General features: G+C 63.8%; 21 protein-coding genes. 13 read left to right on the top strand and 8 right to left on the bottom strand.

Annotated features, from left to right (window positions below; genetic code table 11):
* Positions 1–39: 39 nt before the first annotated feature.
* Genes ACW73L_RS02420 through ACW73L_RS02400 form a run of 5 tightly spaced genes read right to left on the bottom strand, consistent with a single transcriptional unit; the run spans position 40 to position 6615 of the window.
* Positions 40–432 carry a VOC family protein gene (locus tag ACW73L_RS02420; RefSeq protein ID WP_498919751.1) on the bottom strand — a complete coding sequence of 131 codons (393 nt, stop codon included), beginning with the start codon at positions 430–432 and terminating at the stop codon, positions 40–42.
* Positions 433–489: 57 nt separating this feature from the next.
* Entirely contained in the window at positions 490–2106 is a 1617-nt protein-coding gene (locus ACW73L_RS02415) for an ABC transporter ATP-binding protein (protein ID WP_498919750.1), read from the bottom strand.
* A gap of 20 nt (positions 2107–2126) precedes the next feature.
* Positions 2127–3518: an ABC transporter permease gene (locus ACW73L_RS02410; RefSeq protein WP_498919841.1), complete on the bottom strand. Its 1392-nt coding sequence runs from the start codon at positions 3516–3518 to the stop codon at positions 2127–2129.
* Complete coding sequence (locus ACW73L_RS02405) at positions 3518–4495, bottom strand: ABC transporter permease (protein ID WP_498919749.1); 978 nt, start codon at positions 4493–4495, stop codon at positions 3518–3520. The genes ACW73L_RS02410 and ACW73L_RS02405 overlap by 1 nt, the downstream gene beginning before the upstream one ends.
* Entirely contained in the window at positions 4492–6615 is a 2124-nt protein-coding gene (locus tag ACW73L_RS02400; protein ID WP_498919748.1) for an ABC transporter substrate-binding protein, read from the bottom strand. Before ACW73L_RS02400 ends, ACW73L_RS02405 begins: the two co-directional genes overlap by 4 nt.
* Between ACW73L_RS02400 and ACW73L_RS02395 the strand changes: the two genes are divergently transcribed.
* Positions 6614–6772: a hypothetical protein gene (locus tag ACW73L_RS02395; RefSeq protein ID WP_498919746.1), complete on the top strand. Its 159-nt coding sequence runs from the start codon at positions 6614–6616 to the stop codon at positions 6770–6772. The two genes, ACW73L_RS02400 and ACW73L_RS02395, sit on opposite strands and share 2 nt — an antisense overlap.
* Before the next feature lie 56 nt (positions 6773–6828).
* Positions 6829–7611, top strand: coding sequence for an enoyl-ACP reductase FabI (locus tag ACW73L_RS02390; protein ID WP_498919745.1), 783 nt, complete (start codon positions 6829–6831; stop codon positions 7609–7611).
* Between the two features lie 496 nt (positions 7612–8107).
* On the opposite strand, the gene moaA is transcribed toward ACW73L_RS02390, so the two are convergent.
* The gene (gene moaA, locus ACW73L_RS02385) at positions 8108–9112 is read right to left on the bottom strand and encodes a GTP 3',8-cyclase MoaA (protein ID WP_498919743.1); all 1005 of its coding nucleotides are present in this window, start codon (positions 9110–9112) and stop codon (positions 8108–8110) included.
* A 262-nt stretch (positions 9113–9374) separates the two neighbouring features.
* On the opposite strand from moaA, the gene ACW73L_RS02380 reads away from it, so the two are divergent.
* From ACW73L_RS02380 to ACW73L_RS02355, 6 genes are all read left to right on the top strand, one after another.
* Positions 9375–12227: a 2-oxoglutarate dehydrogenase E1 component gene (locus ACW73L_RS02380; protein ID WP_498919741.1), complete on the top strand. Its 2853-nt coding sequence runs from the start codon at positions 9375–9377 to the stop codon at positions 12225–12227.
* Complete coding sequence (odhB, locus tag ACW73L_RS02375) at positions 12193–13464, top strand: 2-oxoglutarate dehydrogenase complex dihydrolipoyllysine-residue succinyltransferase (protein WP_498919740.1); 1272 nt, start codon at positions 12193–12195, stop codon at positions 13462–13464. The genes ACW73L_RS02380 and odhB overlap by 35 nt, the downstream gene beginning before the upstream one ends.
* An 80-nt stretch (positions 13465–13544) precedes the next feature.
* Complete coding sequence (locus tag ACW73L_RS02370; RefSeq protein ID WP_498919739.1) at positions 13545–14651, top strand: glycosyltransferase family 2 protein; 1107 nt, start codon at positions 13545–13547, stop codon at positions 14649–14651.
* A 40-nt stretch (positions 14652–14691) separates the two neighbouring features.
* Positions 14692–15192: a glycosyl-4,4'-diaponeurosporenoate acyltransferase CrtO family protein gene (locus tag ACW73L_RS02365; protein ID WP_498919738.1), complete on the top strand. Its 501-nt coding sequence runs from the start codon at positions 14692–14694 to the stop codon at positions 15190–15192.
* Positions 15182–16132, top strand: a complete 951-nt coding sequence (locus ACW73L_RS02360; protein ID WP_498919737.1) for an ABC transporter ATP-binding protein — start codon at positions 15182–15184, stop codon at positions 16130–16132. The genes ACW73L_RS02365 and ACW73L_RS02360 overlap by 11 nt, the downstream gene beginning before the upstream one ends.
* Before the next feature lie 13 nt (positions 16133–16145).
* Positions 16146–17450 carry an ABC transporter permease gene (locus tag ACW73L_RS02355; RefSeq protein ID WP_498919736.1) on the top strand — a complete coding sequence of 435 codons (1305 nt, stop codon included), beginning with the start codon at positions 16146–16148 and terminating at the stop codon, positions 17448–17450.
* Between the two features lie 2131 nt (positions 17451–19581).
* Here ACW73L_RS02355 and ACW73L_RS02350 read toward each other — a convergent pair.
* Both ACW73L_RS02350 and ACW73L_RS02345 read right to left on the bottom strand, forming a co-directional pair.
* Entirely contained in the window at positions 19582–19974 is a 393-nt protein-coding gene (locus ACW73L_RS02350) for a YchJ family protein (RefSeq protein WP_498919735.1), read from the bottom strand.
* Positions 19971–20516, bottom strand: coding sequence for an HD domain-containing protein (locus ACW73L_RS02345; protein WP_498919733.1), 546 nt, complete (start codon positions 20514–20516; stop codon positions 19971–19973). The genes ACW73L_RS02350 and ACW73L_RS02345 overlap by 4 nt, the downstream gene beginning before the upstream one ends.
* A 330-nt stretch (positions 20517–20846) precedes the next feature.
* On the opposite strand from ACW73L_RS02345, the gene ACW73L_RS02340 reads away from it, so the two are divergent.
* From ACW73L_RS02340 to ACW73L_RS02320, 5 genes are all read left to right on the top strand, one after another.
* The gene (locus tag ACW73L_RS02340; protein ID WP_498919731.1) at positions 20847–22634 is read left to right on the top strand and encodes a hypothetical protein; all 1788 of its coding nucleotides are present in this window, start codon (positions 20847–20849) and stop codon (positions 22632–22634) included.
* 60 nt (positions 22635–22694) lie between these two features.
* Complete coding sequence (locus tag ACW73L_RS02335) at positions 22695–23459, top strand: DUF2272 domain-containing protein (protein ID WP_498919730.1); 765 nt, start codon at positions 22695–22697, stop codon at positions 23457–23459.
* 69 nt (positions 23460–23528) lie between these two features.
* The gene (locus ACW73L_RS02330) at positions 23529–24950 is read left to right on the top strand and encodes an APC family permease (protein ID WP_498919729.1); all 1422 of its coding nucleotides are present in this window, start codon (positions 23529–23531) and stop codon (positions 24948–24950) included.
* 88 nt (positions 24951–25038) lie between these two features.
* Positions 25039–25470: a YcgN family cysteine cluster protein gene (locus tag ACW73L_RS02325; RefSeq protein WP_498919728.1), complete on the top strand. Its 432-nt coding sequence runs from the start codon at positions 25039–25041 to the stop codon at positions 25468–25470.
* 40 nt (positions 25471–25510) lie between these two features.
* Positions 25511–25981, top strand: coding sequence for a hypothetical protein (locus tag ACW73L_RS02320; RefSeq protein ID WP_498919727.1), 471 nt, complete (start codon positions 25511–25513; stop codon positions 25979–25981).
* The last annotated feature ends 25 nt before the right edge of the window (positions 25982–26006 follow it).

Here is a 26006-nt window from a genome sequence, read left to right as displayed (position 1 = left end):
CGCCTGACAGTGATCGCGCCTGAGGTTCCCCATGCGGGCTCAGCCAGGCGGTAGCATGAACTCCTGCGCGATCAACTCGAACGCATTGCCTTCCGGATCGCGGCAGAAAATCGCGGGGCGACCAGTGGCACTGTACGTGTAGGGCACTCCAGCCCCATCCAGCTTCGCGCGCATGCCGTCGATGTCATCGATCAGCAGCGCGACATGACGGTCTCGACCGCCGTGTTCAGGACGCACCGCATCGGCATCGGGATTCGGCAGCGCCAGCAAATGGATCTGCTGGGCGCCGATCTCGTACCAGACACCGTCGTACTTCAGCTGGGGCCGTTTCGGGCTGGGCTGCAGGCCGAGAATGTTCTCGTAAAAACCTCGGGCGACGGTGAGATCGCTAACCAACAACGAGGTGTGATGCAATGCGGTAATGCGTGCCATGGGGATGAAACCTCCGTTCAGTTCAGTTCCGGATCGTATTGCAGACCGCGCGCCGGATCATCCGCAACGGAGCTTCGGCACGGCCGCCAACAGCCGGCGTGTGTAGGGATGGGCAGGCGCGAGCAGGACCTGAGCCGTGGGGCCCTGCTCGACGATCCTGCCCTGAAACATCACCGCGACCTCGTGCGCAATTTCGGCCACGACGCCCAGATCGTGCGTGATGAATAGATAGCTGAGCTCCAGCCGTCGCTGCAAGTCCACCAGCAACGCGAGTATCTGGGCCTGCACCGACACGTCCAGAGCACTGGTCGGCTCGTCGCAGACGAGGAGCCTGGGCTCGACCGCGAGGGCGCGGGCGATGCAGATCCGCTGCCGCTGTCCACCGGAGAATTCATGCGGATAGCGGCTTCGCGCATCGGGCGGCAATCCCACGGAGACCAGCAGCGTCTCCACCCGCTCCCGGCGCGACTCATGTCCGATCTCGGGACGCAGCGCTCGCAGCCCCTCCTCGATGATGTCACCGATCAGCATACGCGGATTCATCGCCGAAAAAGGATCCTGAAACACGATCTGCATCTGGGCCCGCAGTCGGCGCTGAGCGTCGTCACTGCCCGGACGCGAAAGATTCACCCCGTCGTAGCGAAGCTCACCTTCGTTGTGGTCGATCAGTCTCAGCAGCGCCTTCCCGAGCGTCGTCTTGCCGCAGCCCGACTCCCCTACAAGAGCCAGTGTCCGCCCCCGCGGCAGCTCGAGAGACACGCCGTCGACGGCCCGGACCTGATCGACGACGCGCTGGAACACACCCTTCCGCACCGGATAGTAGACCTTGAAATCGCGCACTTCGAGCAGCGTCGGGGGCGGCGCATCGCCCCTCACGTCGCGGTTGTTGCGGCAGGCGCTCAGGCGCGGTAGCCGTTCGAGCAATTGGCGGCTGTAGGGGTGCTCGGGCCGGGCGAAGAAGCGCTTGCAATCGGCGGTCTCGACGATTCGTCCGCTCTGCATCACGGCCACGCGATCGGCCATTTCGGCCACGATGCCGAGGTCGTGGGTGATCAGCCACAAGGCCATGCCCAGGTCGCGCTGCAGGGTCTTCAGCAAGGCCAGAATCTGGGCCTGCAGCGTGACATCAAGCGCCGTGGTCGGCTCATCCGCGATCAGCAGTTCGGGTTCGCCGGCCAGCGCGATGGCAATCATGACCCGCTGACGCATGCCGCCGGAGAGCTGGTGCGGGTAAGCCGACACCGCCCTCCGCGGCTCCGGCAGGCCGACCTGTTCCAGCAGTTCCAGCGTCCGGTCTGCGGCGGCGCGGCCCCGTCGCAGACCGTGCCAGGCGAGGACCTCGCCGATCTGGGTTCCGACGGTCAGGACCGGGTTCAGCGAGGTCTGAGGATCCTGGAAGATCACCCCGATGCGGCGGCCCCGTACCCGGCCCATCATGAGTTCGGGCAACTGCAGCAAATCCTCGCCGGCGAGCGCCACCGAACCGGACAGGATGCGCCCGTTCTGCGGCAGCAGCCGCAGCACCGACAGCGCCGTGACCGACTTTCCGGACCCCGACTCGCCGACCAGCGCAAAGGTCTCGCCAGCCCCAACATGGAAATCGACGCCGTCGACCGCCCGAACGACTTCCCCGCCCTGAACGAATCCCGTGCGCAGGTTCGCGACCTGCAGCATAGGTAACGACGCCGCGCCCATCAATCGGCGCGCCTCGGATCCAGCGCATCCCGAACCGCGTCGGCAAAGAGATTCGCTGCCAGCACCAGCGTGAACATGAACACGAACGCCGCCGCCAGCGACCACCATACCGGCGGCTCGCGGGCCAGTTCCAGGCGGGCGCTGTTGATCATGTTGCCCCAGCTCTCGGTCGTCGGGTCCACGCCGATATTGATGTACGACAACACGGCCTCGGCGAGCACCAGTCCGCTGAAATCAAGCACGACCGAGATCAGCACGATGTGAAACACATTTGGCAGGATGTGGCGCAACAGGATGCCGTGATCCCGCACGCCGAGCGCCCGCGCCGCCTGGACATACTCCAGTTCGCGGAGTTTCAGAGTGTCGGCCCGCAACAGCCGGCAGAGTCCCGTCCAGTTGGTCAGGCCGAGGATCAGACACAGGAACAGCAACCGCAGGTCAGCCCGCAGGGCCAGACTCGCGAATGCCTCTTCGTGCTTCGCCATATAGACCTGGGTCAGCAGAATCGCTGCCGCGATCAGCAGCACATGCGGTATCGAATTCAAGGTGGTATAGAGGTATTGAATGAGATCGTCGGCCCAGCCACGGAAATAGCCGGCCGCAAGTCCCAGGACCAATGCCAGCGGCAAGGTCACGAAGGTGGTCAGCGTCCCGATCAGCAACCCCGTCCGTATGCTCTTGATGGTCTGATAGAGCACATCGGCGCCGACCTTGTCCGTGCCGAACACATGGTAGTGCGCACTCCACTCGGCAATCGCACCGCCCCCAACACACAGCAGCAGCAGCGTGAGCAACATCGCACGCCATGGCAGAGGCGTCTGACCGCGGGCCACCCGACGGACGATCCGGCCAATCGGTTCACGCCGCGACCTCGCAATCAGCGCCGCGATACCGGCTGCGGCAATCAGCCACATCAACCCGCCCTCCCCGGCACCGCGCACGCCGGTGACGGCGATATCGCGGACTCTCTCGGATTCAGGATCGACCAGATGCGCGCCGCCATGTGTCAGTCGCGGGTAATCCCAGCGCTGACCGCCGCCGGCAGTCGGCAGATGCTCCTTCGCATAGGCGTACGCCGCGAAGGGTGCCGAGTAGGTTTTCTCGGTACGAGTACGCAAGCCCCCGAGCCAGTGATCGAGCAGGCTGATCGGCTCGTTCGCGCCCGCTGCGCTTCCTGCCGCATCGGCGCGCGGGAAGAAGTGCACGGAGTCAAGGATACCGACGGCGAGATACACCGCGATCACGACCAGGGACACCATCGCCGGGGTGCTCCGCGAAACCGTGCGCCAGGGGCGGCGAAAATGCTCGCGGCGCCGCATCACGAGCACCAGCGCGCCGGCCATGGCCAGCACCAGGAAAAACAGGCCGTCGGTCCAGAACAGGGTCGGGATCAATGCAGGCGTACCCGCGGATCGACGAGGGTATAGGAAATGTCCGTCAGCAGGAGCCCGAGGATGTACAGCGTCGAACCGAGATACACCATCGAGCGGACGATCGCAAAGTCCTGCTGCTGGATCGCGTCGATCGTATAGCTGCCCAGGCCCGGAATCGCGAAGAAGGATTCGTTCAGCAGACTGCCGGTGAACAGCAGCGGGAGCAGCACGACGATACCGGTCAGGATCGGGATCAGGGCGTTCCGCAGTACGTGCGTGAACAGCACCCGCAGTTCGCCCAGCCCTTTTGCCCGTGCGGTGCGCACATAGTCCTTCTCGACTTCGTCAAGGAACAGCGTGCGATACCAGCGCACGCCGGACCCGATCCCGGAAATGACACTGATCGTCAGCGGCAGGATCAGAAACCGCCAGGCATCGTGACATCCGTCGTAGCCCGAGATCGGCACCAGCTGCAGCAGCTTTCCGAACAGATATTGGCCCCCGATGATGTAGAACAGCGACGACACGGACATCAGGGCCACACACAGGGCCATGCCCCAGAACTCGAGATAGGTCAGCCGGAACAGCACGACCAACAGCGCCAGCGAGACATTGACCGCGACACCGAGCACCAGCGACGGCGTCGCGATCGCGAGCGAGGGCCACATTCGGGTCCTTATGTCGGCACCGATGTCACGACCCTGGTCGGAGCGACCGAAACGGAACAGGAACAGACCGACGGACTTCTGGTAGAAGATCGTCTCGGTGACCTGGGCCGTTCCCTCAGCGCCCTCATTCCACAGCAGGGGCAGGTCGTAGCCGCGCTCGTGCTTCCAGTCGCGGATGGCCTCCGGCCCCACCCGTTTCTGCCCAAGCTGCATGCGAGCCATGTCGTCGGGCGTGTTCACGACGAAGAACAGCAAAAAGGTCAGGATGTTGACCCCCAGCAGTAGCGGAATGGCGTACAGCAGGCGTCGGATCAGATAGGCGCTCACAGCGCGCTCGCCCTCTGGCGTTGGCGATAGCCGTTCCAGGCCGGCACCAGCGCCGCGACGAACAGGATCAGGCCGACCAGCAATGGCCAGACCCGGGGGCGGTTCCATTCCCGTTGCCGCGCCACCCGCTGCGCCGGTTCGATCAGCTGGTATTTGAGTTCGTTGTTCGCCATCAGATTGGGCTTCAGATTGCGGAACCAGGCGTGATGCAGCGCAAAGCTCTTGGGATGGTAGCCGAAGATCCAGGGCGCGTCGTGGCGGACAATCTCCTGTAACTGCTGGATCACCTCCAGGCGCGCAGGCCCGTCGTCCATGTTCCGCATCCGCTCGAATAACCGGTCGAACCGTTCGCTCTTATAGTTGGCCGCATTCTCGCCACCGAGCCCGGCCTTACGGTTCGGCCCATACAGCAGGAAGAAGAAGTTCTCGGGATCCGGATAATCCGCGTTCCAACCCCACTGAAAAATCTGCGCATTGCCGTTCGCCATCTTCTGCTGGAACTGGTTGTAGTCGGTGGCCCGCAACACGAGTTGGATGCCGAGCTTGTCGAACTGTTTTCGATACCAGTTCAGCAAGGATTTGTCGTCCGGACCGCGCGCCGTGATGTCCAGATACAGCACCAGAGGCTTGCCGGTCACCGCGTCGACACCCCGCGGATAGCCCGCCTCGGCCAGCCGTTGCCGGGCTGCCTCGATGGACTTGCGGCGTGGCGCATTCCCGACCCAATCATAGACGTAGGGATTGATGCCGCGCGGACCATCGAGATGACCGAAGATCCCCGGCGGCACCATGCCCTGCGCGGGAATGCCCCGACCGTTCATGAAGATCGTGATGAACTCCTCGTAGTCCAGAGCGATGCTCAGCGCCTGTCGCAGTTTGCAGTGACGTTCGTCCAGTCCACCGATGACGGGATCCAGAAGATTGAACCCCATGTAATACGAGGAGGCGGCAACCGCTGTCTCGAGCGAGATGCCCTGATCCTGCATCTCCCGCGTCAACTCGGCGTTGCCCTGGGCGCTGAACTGCACGGCCTGATCGAAATTGTCCGAGGCCAGACCCGACGAATCGTAGTAACCCTGCAGAAACTTGTTCCAGTAGGGGATCGTCTCCTTCTCCAGCGCCAGCACGACGCGATCGATGAATGGCAAGCGATTGCCCGCATTGGCCAGCAGGCCCGACTCCCGATCGCCGGGCTCGCCCTCGGTCGGATAAAGCTCGTCGTGAAAATAGGGATTCCGACCCAGCACGATCCGCCGGTTCGGATTGTTCTCGATCAACTGGTAGGCGCCAGTGCCGACGGGATACCAGTCCAGCGTGATGTTCTTCGCAACCAGCCCCGGCTGACTATAGAAACGCTCCGCCTCCCACGGCATCGGAGCGAAGAACGGCATGGCCAGCCAGAAACGGAACTGCGGGTACTTGCCATGCAGGCGCACCCGATAGTGCAGTGCGTCTATGACCTGCACGCCGTTCAGGGCGTAATCACGCAGATCGAGCACAGCCCCGGGCCCTCGCGCATCGAGATCGCGTTTCAACGTGTCGGCCAGTTCCCTGAACCCGACGATGTAGGTCTTCATCAGCTCGGCAATCGGCGAATGCAGCTGCGGATGAGCCAGTCGCTTGAGCTGGTGCGCGTAGTCCTCAGCCGTCAAGTCGCGGGTCGCGCGTTCACTGAAATCGTCGAGCGTAGCCACCGCAGCTAACTGTGCCTCCGTCAGGGCAGCGTAGCGATAGCTGCCGTCAGGATTGCGGGCGAACGCGGGGTGCGGCTGGAAACGAATCCCCGGCTTCAGTCGGACCGCATACTCGCTGTAGGCGATGGCGGCCTCCGGCGCATCGTCCGCCAGCACCTTCAGATCCCGGTCCAGATAGCGAACCGTCGGCAATACGGCAGCAGTGAGCGGCTCGAGGGCATATGGCCGCTGCAGATAGTGGTACTGGAGTGGCGGCTCGTAGACCTGCCCTATGATCCGGAATTCGTCCGAGCTGTAGGCGCGCGCCGGATCCAGATGTTTCGGGCGCTCCGAGAACGAGGCGAACAGCGTGCGTCCGGATGCCGCGCCCGCTGGATAAGGGCTGTTCCAGGGCCCCTCGCCGCAAGCCGTCAACAGGATGGCCATGGCAGGCAAAAGGACGGCAGCACGGCAGCGAGGAAAGGCGGGCAACGGCATCGAACGGCGGAAGAATGAGGATCAGACGGGGCTGACCGAGCGGGTCGATTATACGCGACGCGAAGCGATGCCCACCGCACCCGGGGCGATGCTGGACACCGCGTGACGGGGCGGACATACTGAGCCGCTTCAAAAATTCGCACAATACGGAGGAGGCCAACGATGGGGTTCATGCAAGGCAAGAAGGTGTTGATCGTCGGCGTGGCCGGCAATCGTTCGATCGCTTGGGGCATCGCCCAGGCGATGAAGCGCGAGGGCGCCGAACTCGCGTTCAATTACCAGAACGAAAAGTTACGCGAGCGCGTCGAGGGACTGGCCGCTGAATGCGGCTCCTCCATCGTCCTGCCCTGCGATGTGTCCAGCGACGACGAGATCTCGGCGATGTTCGAGCAGCTGGGCCAGCAGTGGGACGGACTGGACTGCATCGTCCACTCCGTGGCTTTCGCACCGCGCGACGCGCTGGAAGGCTCTTACATCGACTCGGTCACACGCGAAAACTTTCGCACCGCGCACGACGTCAGCTCCTACAGCTTTGCCGCGCTCGCCAAGGCGGGCCGCGCGTTGATGGCCGGAAGAAACGGTTCGCTGCTGACCCTGAGCTATCTCGGCGCCGAGCGCGCGCTGCCGAACTACAACGTCATGGGCGTCGCGAAGGCCAGCCTCGAAGCGAACGTGCGCTATCTCGCCTACTCGCTGGGGCCTGAAGGCACGCGGGTCAATGCGGTGTCGGCCGGCCCGATCCGGACGCTGGCCGCATCGGGCATCAGCAACTTTCGCGACATGCTGGCCAAGGCGGAATCGGCCGCGCCGCTGCGCAAGAATGTCACCATCGAAGAAGTCGGCAATGCCGGGGCGTTTCTGTGTTCCGATCTGGCCTCCGGCATTACCGGCGAGATCGTCTATGTCGATGCAGGCTACAACATCGTGGGCCTGCCGGCGTTCTAGCCGCACGGGCCATTCACTGGATATCGACGGGTACTGGACGCGGGACGCGCTGACTGGATTCGGCGCTTTCCGCGCAGCGCCGCTGCGGAGGAGGCAGCAATCTCAGCCGACTTCCGGCGACACCCACAGTGACCGAGCGGTGTTGGAAGTTCGGCGCTCTGACTGAAGCCAGGACACGCATTGCGCGAACCCGGTCTGTCAGGTTGTGCCGGAGATTCTACCCGTCCCGACCGGGCACCGAGCCCCCCGAATCCTTACCCCGCTAATCCTCCCCGACACACTGCCAGATTACCGGTATTGTTTGGGCCGACGACAGTGAATATTCACACACGGACTGTGACATTCGTCACAGCGCACCCGGAAACCAGCGCCATTCAGCCGCTCCTAATGGGGTTCCTGTTCCCAACGCGCCCAGCCGCGGGCGGCGTCACCGGCGTTCAAAAACCTACGCCGACGGCATCGCCGGGGCTTTCCGCGCGGGATGACATTTGAGTTTTCACCCGCCCGTCGCGTTCATGTGGCGAATGATGACCGGCTGCGCAGTCAGATCGAAATGGTGGCGCTCGGGCTTCAGGTCCATGGCCGCCACGATGGCCTGTCGCAAGCGCTCCGTATCTCCGGGGTGACTCCGGATCACGCGCTTCAGATCGACCGAGTGCTCGTTGCCGAGGCATAGCAGCAGCCGACCCTCCGCGGTTACCCGCACCCGGTTGCAACTGCCGCAGAAGTTGTGACTGTGAGGTGAGATGAAGCCGACCCGCGTGTCGCTGCCGGCCAGCCGGAAGTACCGCGAGGGCCCCCCCGTCGATTCCGGCGAGGGCAGCAGCGTGAAAACGCGGTCCAGCGCGGTCTTGATCTCGTCGCTGGAACAAAAGTCTTCACTCCGGTCCCGACCATCGACGAGCCCCAGCGGCATTTCTTCAATAAAGCTGATATCAGTGCCGCTATCCGTGGCGAAGCGGACCAGATCCACGACCTCGTCGTCGTTGCGGTGCTTCATGATCACGGCATTGAGTTTGATGCGCGCGAAACCGGTGGCGACGGCCACCTTGATCCCCCGCAACACCTGCGTCAGGTCACCGACGCGGGTAATGGCTCGAAAACGGTCCGGACGCAAGGAGTCAAGGCTGACGTTGATCCTGCGCACGCCGGCGTCTTTCAATGCCGCTGCGTTCTGTGCGAGCTGCGATCCATTGGTCGTGAGCACCAGTTCGCGCAAACCCGGCAGGCGGCCGATCGCTTCGATCAGTCCCAGTGCACCGCGCCGGACCAGCGGCTCTCCGCCGGTTATGCGGATCTTGCCGACGCCCAGTTCGGTGAAGGCGCGTGCCACCTCGTGAACTTCCTCCAGACTCAGGATCTGCGCTCTCGGCAGAAACGTCATGTCTTCCGCCATGCAGTACTGGCAGCGAAAGTCACAACGATCGGTAATCGAGATGCGGACATAGTTCACGGTCCGGCCGAAGCGGTCGGTCAGGAGGGTGGGAGCGGCGCTGGTCATGGTGGTTTGCGGAGTTACACGACGCAATTCAATTGCGGTTGGAAATTTTTACACGCTTTGACTGGCGCCAGTAGCAAAATGCTCGGGAATTTTCTGGCGGGCTGCCGGTCCGAGTGTCGCGTACGTACAAAGATGCTGCTGCGGCGATGTCCAGCCGGGTAGTTTAAGCGCCACACGCCACGATGCTTGGAGTTTCTTTGAAAAACACATATTCTTTGCACTCCTTGAAAGCGACCTGCTGGGATTTGGCAATCGCACTTACATGACCGAACTCCTGCGCTGGCTTCAAACGGGCTCCGCCCTGTCCGAAGATAACGCCAGCTTCATCGAGGACCTCTACTCCAAGTACCTGCGCGATCCGGCTTCGGTGGACCCGAGCTGGCAGCGGACGTTCGCGACGATGCCCTCCGCCGGGCTGGCCGAGCGAGCATCGACGCGCCCCCCATCAGGCGAAACGCGACCGGCCGAGGCATCGAAGGCCCAGTTGCGCAAACAGACCGCAGTGGACCGGTTGATCGACCAGTACCGAACGCTGGGTCATCAAGCTGCCGATAATAACCCGCTGAAACACGCCGGGTTACCGTCGATCCGTGAACTCGAGCCTGCGACCTACGGGCTGGAGCAGACCGATCTCGACCAACTCTTTTACGTCGATCTCCTGAAGGACGACCAGCAACTGACGCTGCGCGAAATCCTCGCGATACTCCGAGAGACCTATTGTGGTCCGATCGGTGTCGAGTACATGCATGTCATGGACACCGAGATCAAGAACTGGCTGCAGACCCGGCTTGAAGGCACCCGCGCCCGGGGAAGCTTCGATGCCGACGAGAAGCGGTGGCTACTGAAGCTACTCGTGGCCGGCGAAGGGATCGAAAAATATCTGCATCGCAAGTACGTAGGACAGAAGCGCTTCTCGCTGGAGGGTGGGGAAGTTCTGATTCCGCTGCTCGACGACATCATTCAGCGCTCAGGAACGAACGGAACGCGGGAAATCGTCATCGGGATGGCTCACCGCGGTCGCCTCAATGTGCTGGTCAACATCCTCGGCAAGAAACCCTGCGAATTGTTCAAGGAATTCGAAGGCATCGCTCCGCAAGACCAGTTCGTCGGCAACAACGGCGACGTCAAGTATCACATGGGCTTCTCGTCCGATGTCGTCAGCCCCGGCGGCCCCGTCCATCTGGCCCTGGCTTTCAACCCGTCGCATCTCGAAATCATCGGCCCGGTTGTCGAGGGCTCGGTGCGGGCGCGTCAGGATCGTCTGGGGGACGACGGCGAACAGCAGGTGATGGCGATCCTGATCCACGGCGACGCCGCTTTCGCTGGTCAGGGCGTGGTCATGGAAACGCTAAACATGGCCGAGACGCGCGCCTACACGACGGGGGGCACGATCCATATCGTCATCAACAACCAGATCGGTTTCACGACGAGCAATCCCTTCGACGCACGTTCGACCCTTTACTGCACCGACGTCGCCAACATGGTTCAGGCGCCGGTGCTGCATGTGAACGGCGATGACCCGGAGGCCGTGCTGTTTGCGGCGCGTCTGGCCGTGGACTACCGGATCGCCTTCAACCGCGACATCGTCATCGACCTGATTTGCTACCGGCGACATGGGCACAACGAGGCCGACGAGCCGGCCGTGACCCAGCCGGTGATGTACCAGTTCATCCGGCAACATCCCCCGGTGCACCGTCTTTACGCCGAGCGCCTAATCGCCGAAGGCATCATCACCCCGGACGACTTCCAACGGATCGACGACGAGTATCAGGCGTCGCTACAGGAGGGTGACGAAGCGCTGATCCGGCCGACGATCGCCGACGCCGCAAGCTACACGAAGACCCGCTGGGACTACTACCTCGATCAGACCTGGACGACGCCCTGCGAGACGGGTGCCCCGCTGGAAACCCTGCAGCAGGTCGCCGAGCGCATGCTCGCAATCCCACCGGATATGGAAGTCCACCCCAGGACGGCAGCGATTCTGCAGGCGCGTGAACAGATGGCGCTCGCGCTAAGCCCCGTCGACTGGGGTTTTGCCGAAAACCTGGCGTATGGAAGCCTGTTGTGGGATGGCCGCAGCGTCCGCCTGACCGGGCAGGACGTTGGTCGCGGTACCTTCTTCCACCGCCATGCGACCATCTACGACCAGAACACCGGCGAGGTCTATGTTCCCCTCCAGAACCTGAAAGCGGGACAGGGCCACTTCCGTTTGTTCGATTCCCTGCTGTCCGAGGAAGGCGTGCTCGGCTTCGAGTACGGCTATAGCACGTCGGAACCCGAAACCTTGGTGATCTGGGAGGCGCAGTTCGGGGATTTCGCCAACGGTGCGCAGGTCGTTATCGACCAGTTCATCTCCTCGGGCGAGACCAAATGGGGACGGTTGTCGGGTCTGGTGATGCTGCTGCCGCACGGGTACGAAGGTCAGGGGCCGGAGCATTCATCGGCGCGCATCGAGCGTTACCTGCAACTCTGTGCCGAGCAGAACATCCAGGTTTGCGTGCCCACGACGCCGGCGCAGATCTTTCATCTGCTGCGCCGACAATCGCTACGCCGTTTCCGCCGCCCGCTGATCGTCATGACGCCGAAAAGCCTGCTGCGCCACAAGATGGCTGTCTCCAACATCAGTGAACTCGCCGACGGACAGTTTCGGAACATCATCGGCGAATGCGAGCCGTTGGACCGGAACGCCGTCACGCGCGTGCTCCTGTGCACCGGCAAGATCTTTTACGATCTGTTCGAGAATCGCCGAAAGGAAAACCTCGACCATATCGCCATCATCCGTGTCGAGCAGCTTTACCCGTTCCCGATGGACGAATTCCTGGCGGAGCTGGCCAGCTTCCCGAACGTCCGGGAACTCATCTGGTGTCAGGAAGAGCCTGAGAACCAGGGCGCATGGCACCAGATCAAGCATCGGTTCCTCGGCGTCATGGAAGGCGATATCGCGCTAAGCTATGCGGGGCGGCCGATGTCCGCAGCCCCCGCCGAAGGCCACTTCAAGCGCCACATCGAACAGCACCGCAAGGTCATCGAGGACGCGCTGTTCGGATCAATCGGATCCGGAGAATCCCTGGGAATCGTTCATGCGTATCGAAGTCAACGTACCCAATCTGCCTGAATCCGTCAGTGACGCCACACTGCTCGACTGGCACAAGAAGCCAGGCGAAAGAGTGAGTCGAGACGACAATCTGATCGACCTGGAAACCGACAAGGTCGTGCTCGAGGTACCGGTCCCCGAGAACGGCATCTTGCAGGAGGCCGTCGGCAACCGCGGTGACGTGGTCACCAGTGGCCAGTTGCTCGCGGTCATCGAGACCGACATGGGCGCGGTCGTGGCGCCCTCCGCGTCCGCGGCTGTTGCCCTGCCCGAGATCATCGCCGAGCCCCCGCCGGCGCCCGCCCCCGCTTCGGCCGCAGTCGTGACCGCAGCGCCGTCACGCCTCGAGACCGTTCAGCAGCCCCTGAGTCCGGCCGTACGACGACTGGTCGTCGAGTACGGCCTCGATCCCGCGCAGATACTCGGCAGCGGCCGCGAGGGCCGGCTGACCAAGCAGGACGTGCTGGATTTTCTGGCGCGCACCAATGGTGAACAGCCAGCCGCCGCGCCGGTAGCACCCTCCCCGAGTCCGGCAGTCGCGGCTGATGGCGCAACCTCACGCGGCGATCGCCGTGTGCCCATGAGCCGACTGCGCGCCCGAATCGCCGAGCGACTGCTGGAAGCCCAACGCACCACTGCCACGCTGACGACCTTCAACGAGGTCAATCTGCAGCGCATCTACGACGTCCGTAACCGCCTAAAGGCGCGCTTCGAAGAACGCCAGGGCGTCAAGCTCGGGTTCATGTCGTTCTTCGTCAAGGCGACGGTCGAGGCCCTGCAACGCTTTCCGATCATCAACGCGTCGCTGGAAGGCGAGGACATCGTCTACCACGACCGCTACGACATCGGCATCGCCGTCTCGACCGACCGCGGGCTCGTCGTGCCGGTGCTTCGCAACGCGGACCAACTCAGCTTCGCCGCCATCGAAAAGTCGATCAACGAATTTGCCAAGCGGGCCCGCGAAGGCAAGCTCACCATCGAGGAACTTTCCGGCGGGACCTTCACGATCACCAACGGCGGCATCTTCGGGTCGATGCTCTCGACGCCGATTCTGAACCCGCCGCAGAGCGCGATCCTCGGTATGCACGCCGTCAAGGAACGTCCGGTCGTCGAGGACGGGCAAATCGTCATTCGCCCCATGGTCTACCTGGCGCTGTCCTACGACCACCGCATCATCGACGGCCGCGACGCGGTGCTGTGCCTCTACACGATTAAGGAACTGCTGGAGGATCCTGACCGTCTGCTGTTGGGGGTTTAGGCGCGGCGTCAGCGACGCGCAGTCGCCTTCCGCGACCGCGGTCTTCCGTTCGCCATTGACCTCGCCGGAAGTCGCACCCCATGGATCCGCTCAGTCTTGCCCTCTTCCTGCTGCTCTGGTGCCTCGGCTTCCTGCTGCTCTGGCGGGTCGACAGCCCGTCGCCTACCGTCCCGGACTGCCCGGCCGCTAGCCGAACCGTCTCGGTCATCATTCCGGCCCGCAACGAGGCGGCCAATCTCGGGCCGTTGCTGCAGTCGCTGCGAGAACAGACGCTGCCACCAGCCGAGGTCATCGTCGTCGATGACCAGTCCACCGACCGGACCGCAAGCGTCGCGCTCTCAGCAGGTGCCCGCGTCATCACGACGCCCCCCCTTCCCGAGGGCTGGTGCGGCAAGCCTTGGGCGTGCTGGCAAGGTGCGCACCGCGCCACCGGCGCGATACTGGCTTTTCTGGATGCCGACACGCGCCTCGAACCCGACGGCCTGCGACGCCTGACGGGCACACAGGCTGAGGGCGGCGGGCTGGTCTCGGTACAGCCTTACCACCGGATGAGCCAACCCCATGAACAGCTCGCCGCCTTCTTCAACATCGTCAGCTACGCCAGCCTGGCTCCCGCCGGCCCCTTTGGGCGTCATCGCATGAACGCTACGGCATTCGGACCCTGCAACATCTGCGCACGTGAGGACTACTTCACCGCGGGAGGCCATCGTGCCGCTGCCGGTGCGGTGATCGAGAGCCTGCCGCTGGGGCGAGCCTTCGTGGAAGCCGGGCTTCCGCTTCGGAGTCTCGGCGGGAAGGGCACCGTGTCGTTTCGAATGTACCAAGGGGGACTGCATGCGCTGGAGGAAGGCTTCGGCAAGAGCTTCGCCGTCGGTGTGACGCAGGGCCCGCCCTGGATTACCTTGTTGATCAGCGGCTGGCTGATCGCCGCCTTCGAACCCATCCGGCATCTGATTCAGGCAGGCATCGTCGGAAATGCGGACACACTGGCCGTCTGGTCTGCGTGCTATTTCCTGTTCGCCGCTCAGTTGCACTGGATGCTGGCCCGGCTCGGCAATTTTCACTGGACGACTGCCTTGGCCTATCCGGTACCGCTGATGTTCTTCGTCTACGTCTTTATTCGCGCGCAGTTGATCGCGCGGCTGACCGGCAAGGTCACGTGGAAAGGTCGGACCATCGACACATGAAGCCGTCGAAAACCGTGGCGGATCGATCGGGCAACGGGCCATGAGGCTGATCTACTTGCCGACCGGGGCAACTGTTCTACTGGACATTGCCGCCTGGCTCGTCATTCATTTGGGTGTTGCGGCAGGTTTCTCGGCGCTGCCGCTGCGTCATTTCGACGCCAACGGGCGCTGGTTCCGCGCGCGTTCCTGGGAACGGGACGGTGAGTTTTACGCCGCAGCGTTCCGGATCCGCTCCTGGAAACGCCATTTGCCCGATGGCGCTCCCCTGCTGGGACGACTCGGTTTCCCGAAGCGCCATCTCACCGACACCTCCACGGCCCATCTGGAGACCTTCATCGCCGAGACCTGTCGTGCCGAAGTGGTTCACTGGATCATTCTGGCCTGCGCGCCCTGGTTTTTCTTCTGGAACAAGCCGGGCGTGGGCGTGCTGATGCTCGTCTATGCCGCGGTAGAAAATCTGCCATTGATCGCGACCCAGCGCTACAACCGCTTTCGTCTCTTCCGTGTCGTCCGCAAGCGGAGAGCCGCGAGTGCGCGTTGAGCCCCCCACTGCGGTGCGACTCGAAGGCGTCGTTCGTCGCTATGGGGAGTTGGAAGCCGTCCGCGGCATCGATCTGACCATCGGGCGCGGGGACTTCTTTGGACTGCTCGGTCCCAACGGGGCCGGCAAAACGACGACCCTAGCCATGATCTGCGGACTGATCGATCCTACGCGGGGTCGCATCCTAATTGAAGGCGATGCGCGGCGGCCGCTCGCCGGAGCCACGAAGCGGAAACTCGGGCTGGTACCCCAGGAGTTCGCGTTCTACCCCACCCTGACCGCCCGCGAGAATCTGGCCTTCTTCGGGCGCATTTACGGGCTCGCCGGCCACCGGTTACGCGAACGGATCGACGCGGTGCTGACCATCGCCCAACTGCAGGAGCGGGATCGAGAGCCCATCACCCACTATTCCAGTGGTATGAAGCGGCGGCTCAACATCGCGATCGGCTTGTTGCACGAACCCGAGATTCTGATACTGGATGAGCCTACCGTCGGTGTCGATGCGCAAAGCCGCAGCGCCATCCTGGAAACCCTGCGCAAGCTCAATCGGGATGGAACGACCGTGCTGTACAGCACGCACTACATGGAAGAAGCGGAACGGCTCTGCAATCGCGTCGCGATCATCGACCAAGGGCGGGTGATGGCCACGGATGCGCCGCGCGAGTTGGTGCGGGCACTGGCCGCCGGTCTCATCGAGCTGCAACTCGGCGTGCCGGCCACTGACGACTTCCTGACGGGCTTGCGACAACTCGGGACGGTCGAACTCCCGGGTCCCGATGCCATGACGCTCACGGTCAGCACACTCCAACCCGAGGTGGCGTTGCCCGAACTACTCGTTCTGGCCCAGGCGGCCGGCCTGCCGATTCGGCGGCTGCACCTGCTCGAACCCAATCTGGAGGCCGTCTTCCTTGCCTTGACCGGTCGCCAATTGCGGGACTGAGGCTCACACCGACATGCTGTCAGCGATTGCCGCCATTGCCGTTAAGGAACTGCGTCTGCTGTGGCGCGATCGCCAGGCGCTCGCCCTGTTGTTTCTGATGCCGGCCTTTTTCATCCTGGTCATGAGTGTGGCGCTGGAAGGGGTGTTCGACGCCGGCACCCGCAGCCACCCGCTGCAAATCCTGATCGTCAACCAGGATCGGGGAGAAGCTGCCCGCGACACCCTTGAGCTGGCGCGTGCACTCGAAGGCGTCACCCTGGTCGAATCGGGGCCCGGCGGTCCGTGGACCCGGGACGACGCCGAGGCCGCGATTCGGCAGGGGCGCTATCCCTTTGCGCTGCTGTTTGGACCCGATTACAGCGACCGCATCGCCGGAATCGAAACAGCGACTGCCGCTGCCCGCTCGCCGGAAAACGACCCTCGCCTTTCCGACGAACCGGACGCGCTGGCGCTGATCGTCGACCCGGCCATCAATCGCCAATTGCAAACCATGGTAGCCGGCACGCTGACCGGCGTGATCGAGCGCGTCCGCCTGGGGACCCAGTTGCCGGCACGTTTCGAGGAGGCTTTCGGCGCGGAGGCAGACGACCTCCCTCCCCCGACGGTGGGAGATCCTTCCGCAGCCCCTCCGGATCCGGCCGATGAGGTAGCGGAGGTACTGGGCGACGATGCGCAGCGCGTCGAGCTTGAGTTGCTGCCGCCCAGCGGCTTTGATCGCGCACGACGACCCTCGGCAACCGAGCAGAATGTGCCGGCGTACGCCATCTTCGGCGTATTCTTCATCGTGCTGACGATCGCCAAGAGCTTCCTGCGAGAAAGGCTCGACGGCACCTTCGTCCGCTTGTTGACGGCACCGGTGCGGAAAAGCGTCCTGATCATCGGCAAGCTGATGCCTTACCTTCTGGTCAATCTGTTGCAGATCGCCCTGATGTTTGCCGTCGGTGCGACTGTCTTCGGCATGCATCTCGGCAATCTGCCTGCCTTTTCCCTGCTGTCCTTCGGCACGGCAGCCGCCGCCAACGGTCTTGGCCTGCTGGTCGCGGCGCTGGGGCACAGCGAGGCACAGGTCGACACCTTGGCCGTATTGCTCGCGATCACGTTGGCCGCACTCGGCGGGATCATGGTTCCAACTTTCGTGATGCCCGAGGGACTGCAGCAACTCTCCCGCCTCACCCCCCATGCATGGGCCTTGTCCGGCTATCAGGATGTGATCGTGCGCGGACTCGGTGTCGGCGACATCCTGCCCGAGACCGCGGTGCTGTTGGGCTTTGCATCGATATTCTGGCTCGTCGGGCTTTGGCGGCTGCGGCTCAACTAGCGACTGGTCCGGCAATCCGGGAAGCCGAGCACGGATCGAGCCCTCTGACGGACAGGGTGCCAGTCACGCCGTACCTAGCCGTTTAGGGGTTTCGGAGTCCGACCCCCGGCCAAGCATGCCGGGCACGAAGCACCGTTGCGCCCCGGGTATTCAACGCGGGTTACGACCCGCCGGCGGTCACGCCACTCCCATCGCCGTGTCGGAACAGCGCGTCACGAACGCGCTCGCCACCCTGCGAACCCTCACTCCGACGGCTCGCGCTCTGCAATGAGCCGTGAGACGCGTCCGCGCAACGCGGCAGGCTCACTACCGGGACAAGCCCTCGGGCGAAAGCCAGGACACCCGCCTGACAATCCTCGCGATTGAATACCCGACCGAGTCGCATCGGGAACCCTTACGCTGGTCCCTTCGACCCGCCCCCCATGTACGCAGATATACGTATTGGTCGTCACGCAGCGATGCGGGACACTTGAAATTCCTACCGCTTGCGGCATAACCGGATTGAAGGTGCGGGCCACTTTCCGACCTCCGTGGCACTGGCCAAGCCGTGCGGCAGCCAGAGCATTCACTCGATGCCGGCACTACCGAGTCGCCCGCATGAGCGGCGTGGGTTAACGGAAGCTATTCCGAATGGTGTAAGGCCCGCTTGACAGCGCCCGCCGACAAAAACATCGGATGACTGTTTTTAAAGCGGTTTTTCACCATGGCACGACCTATGCTTTACATAGACGCATTGAAACAGCACGGATTTGGGACCGCCTATACAGCGAGTTGATGTTCGCCGGAGCGACATCGGAGTCAACTCGGTGGGCCTGGCCGAACACGAGACGCCGATTGTCCGGGTCGCGCGGCCAGGCCCTTTGGCTTCGCCGAGCCAAATCAGGCCGGGTGGCGCTGCGCGGGGCTCCCGGACACGGTCCGCAATTAGTCACACGATCGATATCGCTGTAAGTGAATCGTTTATGCCGGGGTTACCGCACGCGAGTGCGGGAAAGGTGACCTTCCCCCCAGGGTCGCCGATATCCCGGCTTCCTCTTACCAGAGCCGGTCATCACGCGAACTCACCGCGCGACCGGCACGCGACGAAATGGCGCGGGTCCCAACGGGCCTGCCTCCGCTTCGGCGCGCGGGTAGCCGGCGGCCCGGGGGATCGTTTGCGCGCCCATTGTTTTGTGCCGGGGTTGCCGCACGCAAGTGCGGGAAAGGTGCCCTTCCCCCCAAGGTCGCCGATACCCCGGCACCCTGAACCACAGCCGGCCAGGCGCGGATTTTCCGCCCGACCGGCACGCGACGAAATGGCGCGGTCCCAACGGGCCTGCCTCCGCTTCGGCGCGCGGGTAGCCGGCGGCCCGGGGGACCGTTTGCGCGCCCATTGTTTTGTGCCGGGGTTGCCGCACGCAAGTGCGGGAAAGGTGCCCTTCCCCCCAAGGTCGCCGATACCCCGGCACCCTGAACCACAGCCGGTCAGGCGCGGACTTTCCGCCCGACCGGCACGCGACGAAATGGCGCGGGTCCCAACGGTCCGCCTCCGCTTCGCCGCGCGGGTAGCCGGCGGTCTGGAGGCCGCCCGCCCACTGTTTTGTGCCGGGGTTGCCGCACGCAAGTGCGGGAAAGGTGACCTTCCCCCCAGGGTCACCGATACCCCGGCACCCTGAACCACAGCCGGTCAGGCGCGGACTTTCCGCCCGACCGGCACGCGACGAAACGGCGCGGGCCCCGACGGTCGGCTTCCGCTTCGCGGCGCGGGTAGCCGGCGGCCCGGGGAACCGTCTGCGCGCCCACTGTTTTGTGCCGGGGTTGCCGCACGCAAGTGCGGGAAAGGTGACCTTCCCCCCAGGGTCGCCGATACTCTGGCACCCTGAACCACAGGGTAGCCGGCAGCCGGGGGGCTGTCTGCGCGCCCACTGTTTTGTGCCGGGGTTGCCGCACGCAAGTGCGGGAAAGGTGACCTTCCCCCCAGGGTCACCGATACCCCGGCACCCTTCTTCAGCGATCCGGTCCCCGCGCGCGACCGGGTCATCGCGTCCTTACCGGCCGCTCTACGTACCCGCGAAACCGCGCGGACCTTAAAGCTGCCCGACGCTGCCCATGCAAGCCCATGAGCCAGGAACACGGCTCGCAGATTTACCCTTTACCCTTCCGGAAAATGGCCGTCGATGTAGAACCAGAGACCGCCCTCGCGTGCGAAACGGCTGATCTCATGGATGCGAAAGGCGCGCCCGTTAACCTTGTATCGTGCTTCGAATTCGACGATCGCATGGTCGGCATCGATATGCTCCGATCGCTTGACCCGCAGGCCCAGCCATCTCGTTGGCGGCTCAGTGGCTGCCGCGCCCTCGGGCCGGGTGCTTGGATGCCAGGTCTCCCTCAGATAATCATGCAGTCCCCGTACATACGCCGAATAGCGGGAGCGCATCAGTACTTCAGCAGTCGTCGGCCGATCACCCAGGTGATAGCGGCCGCAGCAGGCCGCGTAGCTGTCACCGCTGCCGCAGGGACAGGATTGGCCGGAGGTCCCGTTCATGCGCCCGGTCGCAGGGCATAAGCCTGATCGAAAGCGAGTTCGAGGACCGGCGACACTCCACGCAGCCCGTCGACGACCGCCATCGCCCAGTCGAAGTATTCCTGCCTGCGCTCCAGGGTCCAGCCGACGGGCGGGGATTCGGCAACGTCGCGCAGATTGCAAATCTTGTCCGCGAGTTTGACGAGCTTTGCCGCATCCGACAGCACGGGAGAATGTTCGATCTGCAGGCGCTTGCGCTCATGCTGCGGCAACCGTTTGTCGTCGGTGACCTCAAGCACGATGGCGCAGATCTCAGGACCGAATCGCTGTTCGATATCGATCGGTTCCGCTACCGTGTCCTCGATCGTATCGTGCAGCAGCGCCGCACAGATCACGGCTGGATCGGTCACGCGACCCTCGCGGACCAGGATCTGGGCCAGCGCGATCGGATGGTTGATGTACGGTGCCTGTTCGGCGTTTTTGCGGCGTTGATCGCGGTGCATGTCCGCGGCGAATGCCAGTGCATCAAAAATGAGCTTGAGGGACTCGGGCTCTGGAAACATGGCACACGACCACTCGGAACAAGGGGCTCACTTCAAAATGTACCGCAAAACTCGTATCGAACGAAGCTGTATAAGGCTGCGCACGCGCGAACGATAGCCGCTTCCCCCGTTTTCGGTACCGCCACGGCGGTGTACGCGGCACCTGTCGCTGCCTGCCCGAATTCTGCATAATGAATTGGCAAATTGTTGACCGAAAGCGGTATTCGACAGGCGCGGGAAGTACGCTCGATGCGGCAGACCACACTCCGATTCAACAGCACGGCGATCCCACGCGACACGCGGTCCGTGTCCCCTCGCGCGCGCGACCAGACGACTGACGCGCACCGACCGGTGAAGCGGCTCTCCGTCTTTGTTGCCGCACTGCTCGTCCTGGTCATGATGAGTGCCTCGGAACCTGCGACCGCCGGAGAGGTAACCTGCACCAGCGATGCCGGCGATACGGCCCTGTGGTTCTCCCCGCGGACACCGCAACCTGGCGAACCCCTCCGCATTCTTGCCGTCTCGGCGACCGACGCACTCGATGACATCATGGTCGTCAGCGATCAGGGCACGACCCGCCGGCTGTCGACGACCGCCCGCGGTGGGCCGCCCTGGAGCGTCGAAGCCGTTTTCGACGAGCTGGATGCCGGACATTACGTGTTCCAGGCCAGGTCCAACGGGACTGTGATCGGCTGCTCCGAATTCACGGCGCGGCGCCCAACGAGTGGACCGGCGGACCGCGGCTGGGATCGAAAGACCGAGGCCTTTTACGCGGCCTGGATCGAAAAGCTGTTCGACGCGCCGCCCGGTGAGAATCTGAGCTTTCCCTCGCTGGAGCCGGTCCTGCGCAATGCCGAGAGGAACTTTCTGTATGGTCATCTCGGCTGGGACGAGGACCGGCGTCTGCCGGCAGAACCCGATTGCGCTGACCTCCCCTATTTCCTGCGCACCTACTTTGCGTGGAAAGTTGGCCTCCCGCTGTCCTTTCGGACCTGCAGCCGAGGCAGTTCCGCAGCGCCGCCGCAGTGTGGCGCTCCCCTGATCGAGACCGGATTCACTGGACAGCCGGCCGCTACCGCGAGCTTCCAGCGAGTGGCGCGACGGTTGGTTGACACCGTGCACTCCGGCAGTGCGCGCACCGGCCTGAGCGACAATCAAACCGATTTCTACCCCATCCCGCTGCGGCGGGAGACCTTGTGGCCGGGCAGCGTCTACGCCGACCCCTACGGTCACGTGCTGATCCTGGTCAAGTGGCTGCCACAGACGGCGAATCAGAGCGGTTTGTTGCTGGCCGTCGACGCGCAGCCCGACAACTCGGTCACGCGCAAGCGTTTTTGGGAAGGCACGTTTCTGTTTGCCGGGGGCATCCGCAGCGCCGGCCCGGGATTCAAGGCCTTCCGACCGCTGGCCGTCGACCGCGACGGCGCGGGCCCCGCGCGGTTGCTGTCGAATCTGGCCTTGCTGGATGATCCCCGCTTCTCACCGTACTCGGCCGAGCAGCGCGACCTCGGCAGCGAAGACTTTTATGCCCGCATGAGTCAGTTGATCAATCCGCGCGGGCTCGATCCGGAGCAGGCCTACACCGACACGCTGGATGCCCTGCTCGAACAGGTTCAGACGCGAATCGAATCGGTCGAGAACGGGGAGACCTATCGCCGCCGCAATCCGCGGGCGGTCATCCCGATGCCCAGCGGTGCAGCAATTTTCGAGACCATAGGCGCGTGGGAGGACTATGCCACTCCCTCCCGGGACATGCGGCTGCTGATTGCCATGAATGTGCTGGCGGCTGTGCCGGAGCGTATCGTCCGCTACCCGGAACTCTACCGACTCGATGGCCGCTCCCCAGGAACCGCCAGGCAGGAAATCGAGGCCCTGCATGAGCGCAGCATCGCTCAGCGCGAAATCACCTACCACCGCAGCGACGGCAGTGCCTGGACCTTGACCCTGGCCGACTTGTTCGCCCGCCAGCGGGCCCTCGAGGCCGCGTACAACCCCAACGACTGCGTCGAGCTGCGCTGGGGAGCGGATCCTTCGTCAGCGGAAGCCGCGACCTGCCGGTCTCATGCCCCGTCCGACCAGCGCGCGCGGATGGAACAATACCGCGTCTGGTTCCACGAAACGCGACGACCACCGCGCTGACCGCGTTCCTGTCGGCCCGAGCACCGATTTCATCCATTCCCCTTCATCTCCCGGATGCCCATGTCGAAGATCAAGACGATCGCCCTGTGCGCAGGTTTGTCTCTGAGCGGTTGCGGTGGCCAGAAGAAGCCGCCGCCGGTCTTGCCGTCCCCGGTCGCCGAGGTCCCCGTCTCGGTACCCGTCAAGCGGCCGCCGCCCTTGAGTCCGACGAAAAGGGCCATCGTCAACGTCGCCAAGGCGGAGTGGGACTACTTCGGCCAGCAACGCGTCGTCTATCAGGGCAACGAGGAGAGCATCCCGCACGTCGGGTTCTGGGAAGATGACGACAGCCATGTGTTCCGGGTCAACATGTACTGGAGCGCCGTCGGCATGCCCGGGCTCGACGGGAATGACTGCAAGCAGCCGTGGTCTGCGGCGTTCATCAGCTATGTCATGCAACGGGCGGGCGTACCGTCCTTTCAGTTCCCTCCGGCCCGAGCGCATTGGGTGTATCTCAAGCAATTCGTTCGCGACAATGGGATGCCGGGGCAGGGCTTCGTTCCGCACGGCATCCGGGAGTACCGCGCCCAGCCCGGCGACCTGATCTGCGCAACCCGCGAGCACTATGGCGCGCCCATGCTCCGCGGTCCCGCCGATGCCTCCTTTTTGGACAACAACAAGCTGCATTGCGACATCGTCGTCACGCGCGAGGGCTCCACGCTCGAAGTGATCGGCGGCAATGTGCGCAACTCCGTATCCAAGAGCGTCCTGACTCTGGACGGCAGCGGGTATCTGCAACCCATCAAGCGCCGCCCCTGGTTCGTCGTGGTCGAAAATCGGCTGTAACGCGATGCGACGCACGAGATCGATCACCGCCGCGTGCGGGCCCGACCGCTACCACCCCGGCCTGCACCGATGATGCGTGGTCGCAATCCGGCGACGTTGGAACTGAATCGGGCACTGGGTTGGCTCGGCGCCGGGGCACTGCTGGCCGGGTCGGTCATCGGCACCGGCATCTTCCTGGTGCCGTCCACGATGGCGCGGGAAATGGGCTCGGTTCCGGGTGTCTTCTTCATCTGGGTATTCGGCGGTCTACTTTCCTTGGCCGGCGCATTGAGTTACGCCGAACTGGGCGCAGCCTATCCGGAGGCCGGTGGGGAATACGCCTACCTGCGTCGGGCTTACGGGCCGGTCTGGGGCTTTCTGTACGGCTGGCAACAGATCGCGATCGGCAAGACCGGGTCGATCGCCAGCATCGCCACCGGCTTTGCACTGTTCCTGGGCTTTTTCTTTCCCTGGCTGGCGTCGGAACTCGGTTCGATCGGTGACTGGAGCTTCAACGGGACGCAGGCTGTCGCGCTGGCGACCGTGATTCTGCTGACCGCGGTGAACTATCTCGGCATTGCTATCGGCGGCAGCGTGCAGACGGTCCTGACGGCCCTCAAGGTCGCAGCCATCCTGGCGCTCGCGGCGCTGGTCCTCAGCAGCGGCCGCGGTTCCTGGGCCGAATTCCCGGTGCTGGCTGCGGATCAGGCCTCAAGCAGCGCCACGCTGGTCGGCGGCTTTTTCGCCGCCCTGTCGGCTGCCTTGTGGGCCTATGACGGCTGGAACAACGTCAACATGGTCGCAGGCGAGGTGCGCGACCCGCAGCGCGTGATCCCCAAGGTGCTCGTGTTCGGCATCATCTTGGTCATGGCTGTGTACCTGTTGATCAACGTGGCCTACTTCTATGCCCTGCCACTCGCAAGCCTGCAGCATTCCACCCACGTCGCGCAGGACGTCGCGGAACGCCTGTTCGGTGCTTGGGGTGCCGGGGCAATCACCATCGCCGCGCTGATTTCGACCCTCGCGGCCCTGAACGGCGCGATTCTTTCGGGGGCACGGGTATCGTATGCGATGGCTCGCGACGGGCTGTTCTTCCGCCACATGGCCGACCTCAACCCGAACCATCGCACACCCGCCAAGGCCCTGCTGCTGCAAGCCCTTTTCGCGTGCGGCCTGATCGTGCTGTTCGGACACGACAAACTGGCCTTCGAACGGCTGTTCAACTTCGCGATCTTCGGCATGTGGGGCTTCTACGGCATCACTGCCTTCTCGGTCATTGCATTGCGACGAAGTCAGCCGTATGCGCTGCGGCCTTACCGCGTTCCGGGCTACCCCTGGGTCCCGCTGTGTTTCGTCGCCGTCGCCGCAGCATTCTGCTGCAGCATGCTGATCCAGAGACCGGGAGACACCGGCCTGGGCATCGCCCTGCTGATCGCCGGATTGCCGTTCTACTGGTTCTGGCAATCCGGCGCCCGGGACGCATGCCGCGGCGAGACCAAGCCCCGGGACTGACCCGTCCACCCCATTTGTGGCATATCTTCAAGGCGCAAGTTCGGTAACAATAGGGAACTGATACCGGCAAACCACCCGATAAAGCGCGATGATCGACGATGGATGGAAGGGAAAGGCCCTGAACGAACTGTCACCGGAAGCCTGGGAGAGCCTGTGCGACGGTTGCGCGAAGTGCTGTCTGCACAAGATCGAGGACGAGGACACGGGGGAAATCCTGTTCACGAGCGTCGCCTGCCGCTTGCTCGACATCGACCAGTGTCGCTGTACCGATTATGCGAACCGCAGTGAGCGAGTACCGGAGTGCCTTCAAATCCGCGATGCCCTCGACCACCCACAGTGGCTGCCGAGCACCTGCGGCTATCGTCTCATCGCGGAGGGTCACGATCTGCCCGAATGGCACCCCCTGATCGCGGGACGAACCGACGCCGTGCACCGCGCCGGCATCTCGATCAGGTCCTTCGCGATCTCCGAGGAGCAGGTCGGCTGTATCGACGAGCATGTGATCGAATGGCTGCGCTGATGATCAGGCAGTTACCCGGGCCCCAGGTTACGACACCGCGATGAAGGATCTGAATCCCGTGACCGGAGCCTACGTGCAGCGGGTCGAACAGGCGCTGATCCGCGACTTCGGTGCGCGCGGGGAAGGTCTTGAACAACTCGCCCAGTCGGTTGCCACCGAACTCCCCGACGAAATCAGCGCCCTGTTACGGCAGACGGCCACACGACTGAACAGTCGGGTGACTCCCGACCAATCATCCCTGGAGGTTGAGGACGCGCTGACCCTGGCGTTCGATTGCGGCCGCTTGCTCGAGCAACTCGACCAGTTCCGGAGGACACGAGCAGAAGCCTTGGTCCATCTCGACACCGACGGCCGCACGGTCACCGACCCCGAGCCGGCAGACCTCGACCGATTGTCCCGTTTCATGGTGCTCCGGGACCGCTGGCTCCGCAAGGCGGCCGACTTCTCGCTGAAGCTGCTGGTCACCGCCGTCCTGATCCTCGTGCTCGGTTTCGCGCTGGGACTCATCTAGGGCCTCGTGCGCCTCCGCTACCGGC

The organism is Methylolobus aquaticus, from assembly GCF_054172105.1.
Note: the sequence above shows the minus strand (reverse complement) of the source record. Positions and strands in the feature narration are given on the sequence as shown.

Bases quoted from the DNA above. Each gene is read 5' to 3' on its own strand.
- ACW73L_RS02420 (WP_498919751.1), bottom strand. From the start codon at position 432: ATGGCACGCATTACCGCATTGCATCACACCTCGTTGTTGGTTAGCGAT.
- ACW73L_RS02415 (WP_498919750.1), bottom strand. From the start codon at position 2,106: ATGCTGCAGGTCGCGAACCTGCGCACGGGATTCGTTCAGGGCGGGGAA.
- ACW73L_RS02395 (WP_498919746.1), top strand. From the start codon at position 6,614: ATGGCAGGCAAAAGGACGGCAGCACGGCAGCGAGGAAAGGCGGGCAAC.
- ACW73L_RS02400 (WP_498919748.1), bottom strand. From the start codon at position 6,615: ATGGCCATCCTGTTGACGGCTTGCGGCGAGGGGCCCTGGAACAGCCCT.
- ACW73L_RS02390 (WP_498919745.1), top strand. From the start codon at position 6,829: ATGGGGTTCATGCAAGGCAAGAAGGTGTTGATCGTCGGCGTGGCCGGC.
- moaA (WP_498919743.1), bottom strand. From the start codon at position 9,112: ATGACCAGCGCCGCTCCCACCCTCCTGACCGACCGCTTCGGCCGGACC.
- ACW73L_RS02380 (WP_498919741.1), top strand. From the start codon at position 9,375: ATGACCGAACTCCTGCGCTGGCTTCAAACGGGCTCCGCCCTGTCCGAA.
- odhB (WP_498919740.1), top strand. From the start codon at position 12,193: ATGCGTATCGAAGTCAACGTACCCAATCTGCCTGAATCCGTCAGTGAC.
- ACW73L_RS02370 (WP_498919739.1), top strand. From the start codon at position 13,545: ATGGATCCGCTCAGTCTTGCCCTCTTCCTGCTGCTCTGGTGCCTCGGC.
- ACW73L_RS02365 (WP_498919738.1), top strand. From the start codon at position 14,692: ATGAGGCTGATCTACTTGCCGACCGGGGCAACTGTTCTACTGGACATT.
- ACW73L_RS02355 (WP_498919736.1), top strand. From the start codon at position 16,146: ATGCTGTCAGCGATTGCCGCCATTGCCGTTAAGGAACTGCGTCTGCTG.
- ACW73L_RS02350 (WP_498919735.1), bottom strand. From the start codon at position 19,974: ATGAACGGGACCTCCGGCCAATCCTGTCCCTGCGGCAGCGGTGACAGC.
- ACW73L_RS02345 (WP_498919733.1), bottom strand. From the start codon at position 20,516: ATGTTTCCAGAGCCCGAGTCCCTCAAGCTCATTTTTGATGCACTGGCA.
- ACW73L_RS02335 (WP_498919730.1), top strand. From the start codon at position 22,695: ATGTCGAAGATCAAGACGATCGCCCTGTGCGCAGGTTTGTCTCTGAGC.
- ACW73L_RS02330 (WP_498919729.1), top strand. From the start codon at position 23,529: ATGATGCGTGGTCGCAATCCGGCGACGTTGGAACTGAATCGGGCACTG.
- ACW73L_RS02325 (WP_498919728.1), top strand. From the start codon at position 25,039: ATGATCGACGATGGATGGAAGGGAAAGGCCCTGAACGAACTGTCACCG.
- ACW73L_RS02320 (WP_498919727.1), top strand. From the start codon at position 25,511: ATGAAGGATCTGAATCCCGTGACCGGAGCCTACGTGCAGCGGGTCGAA.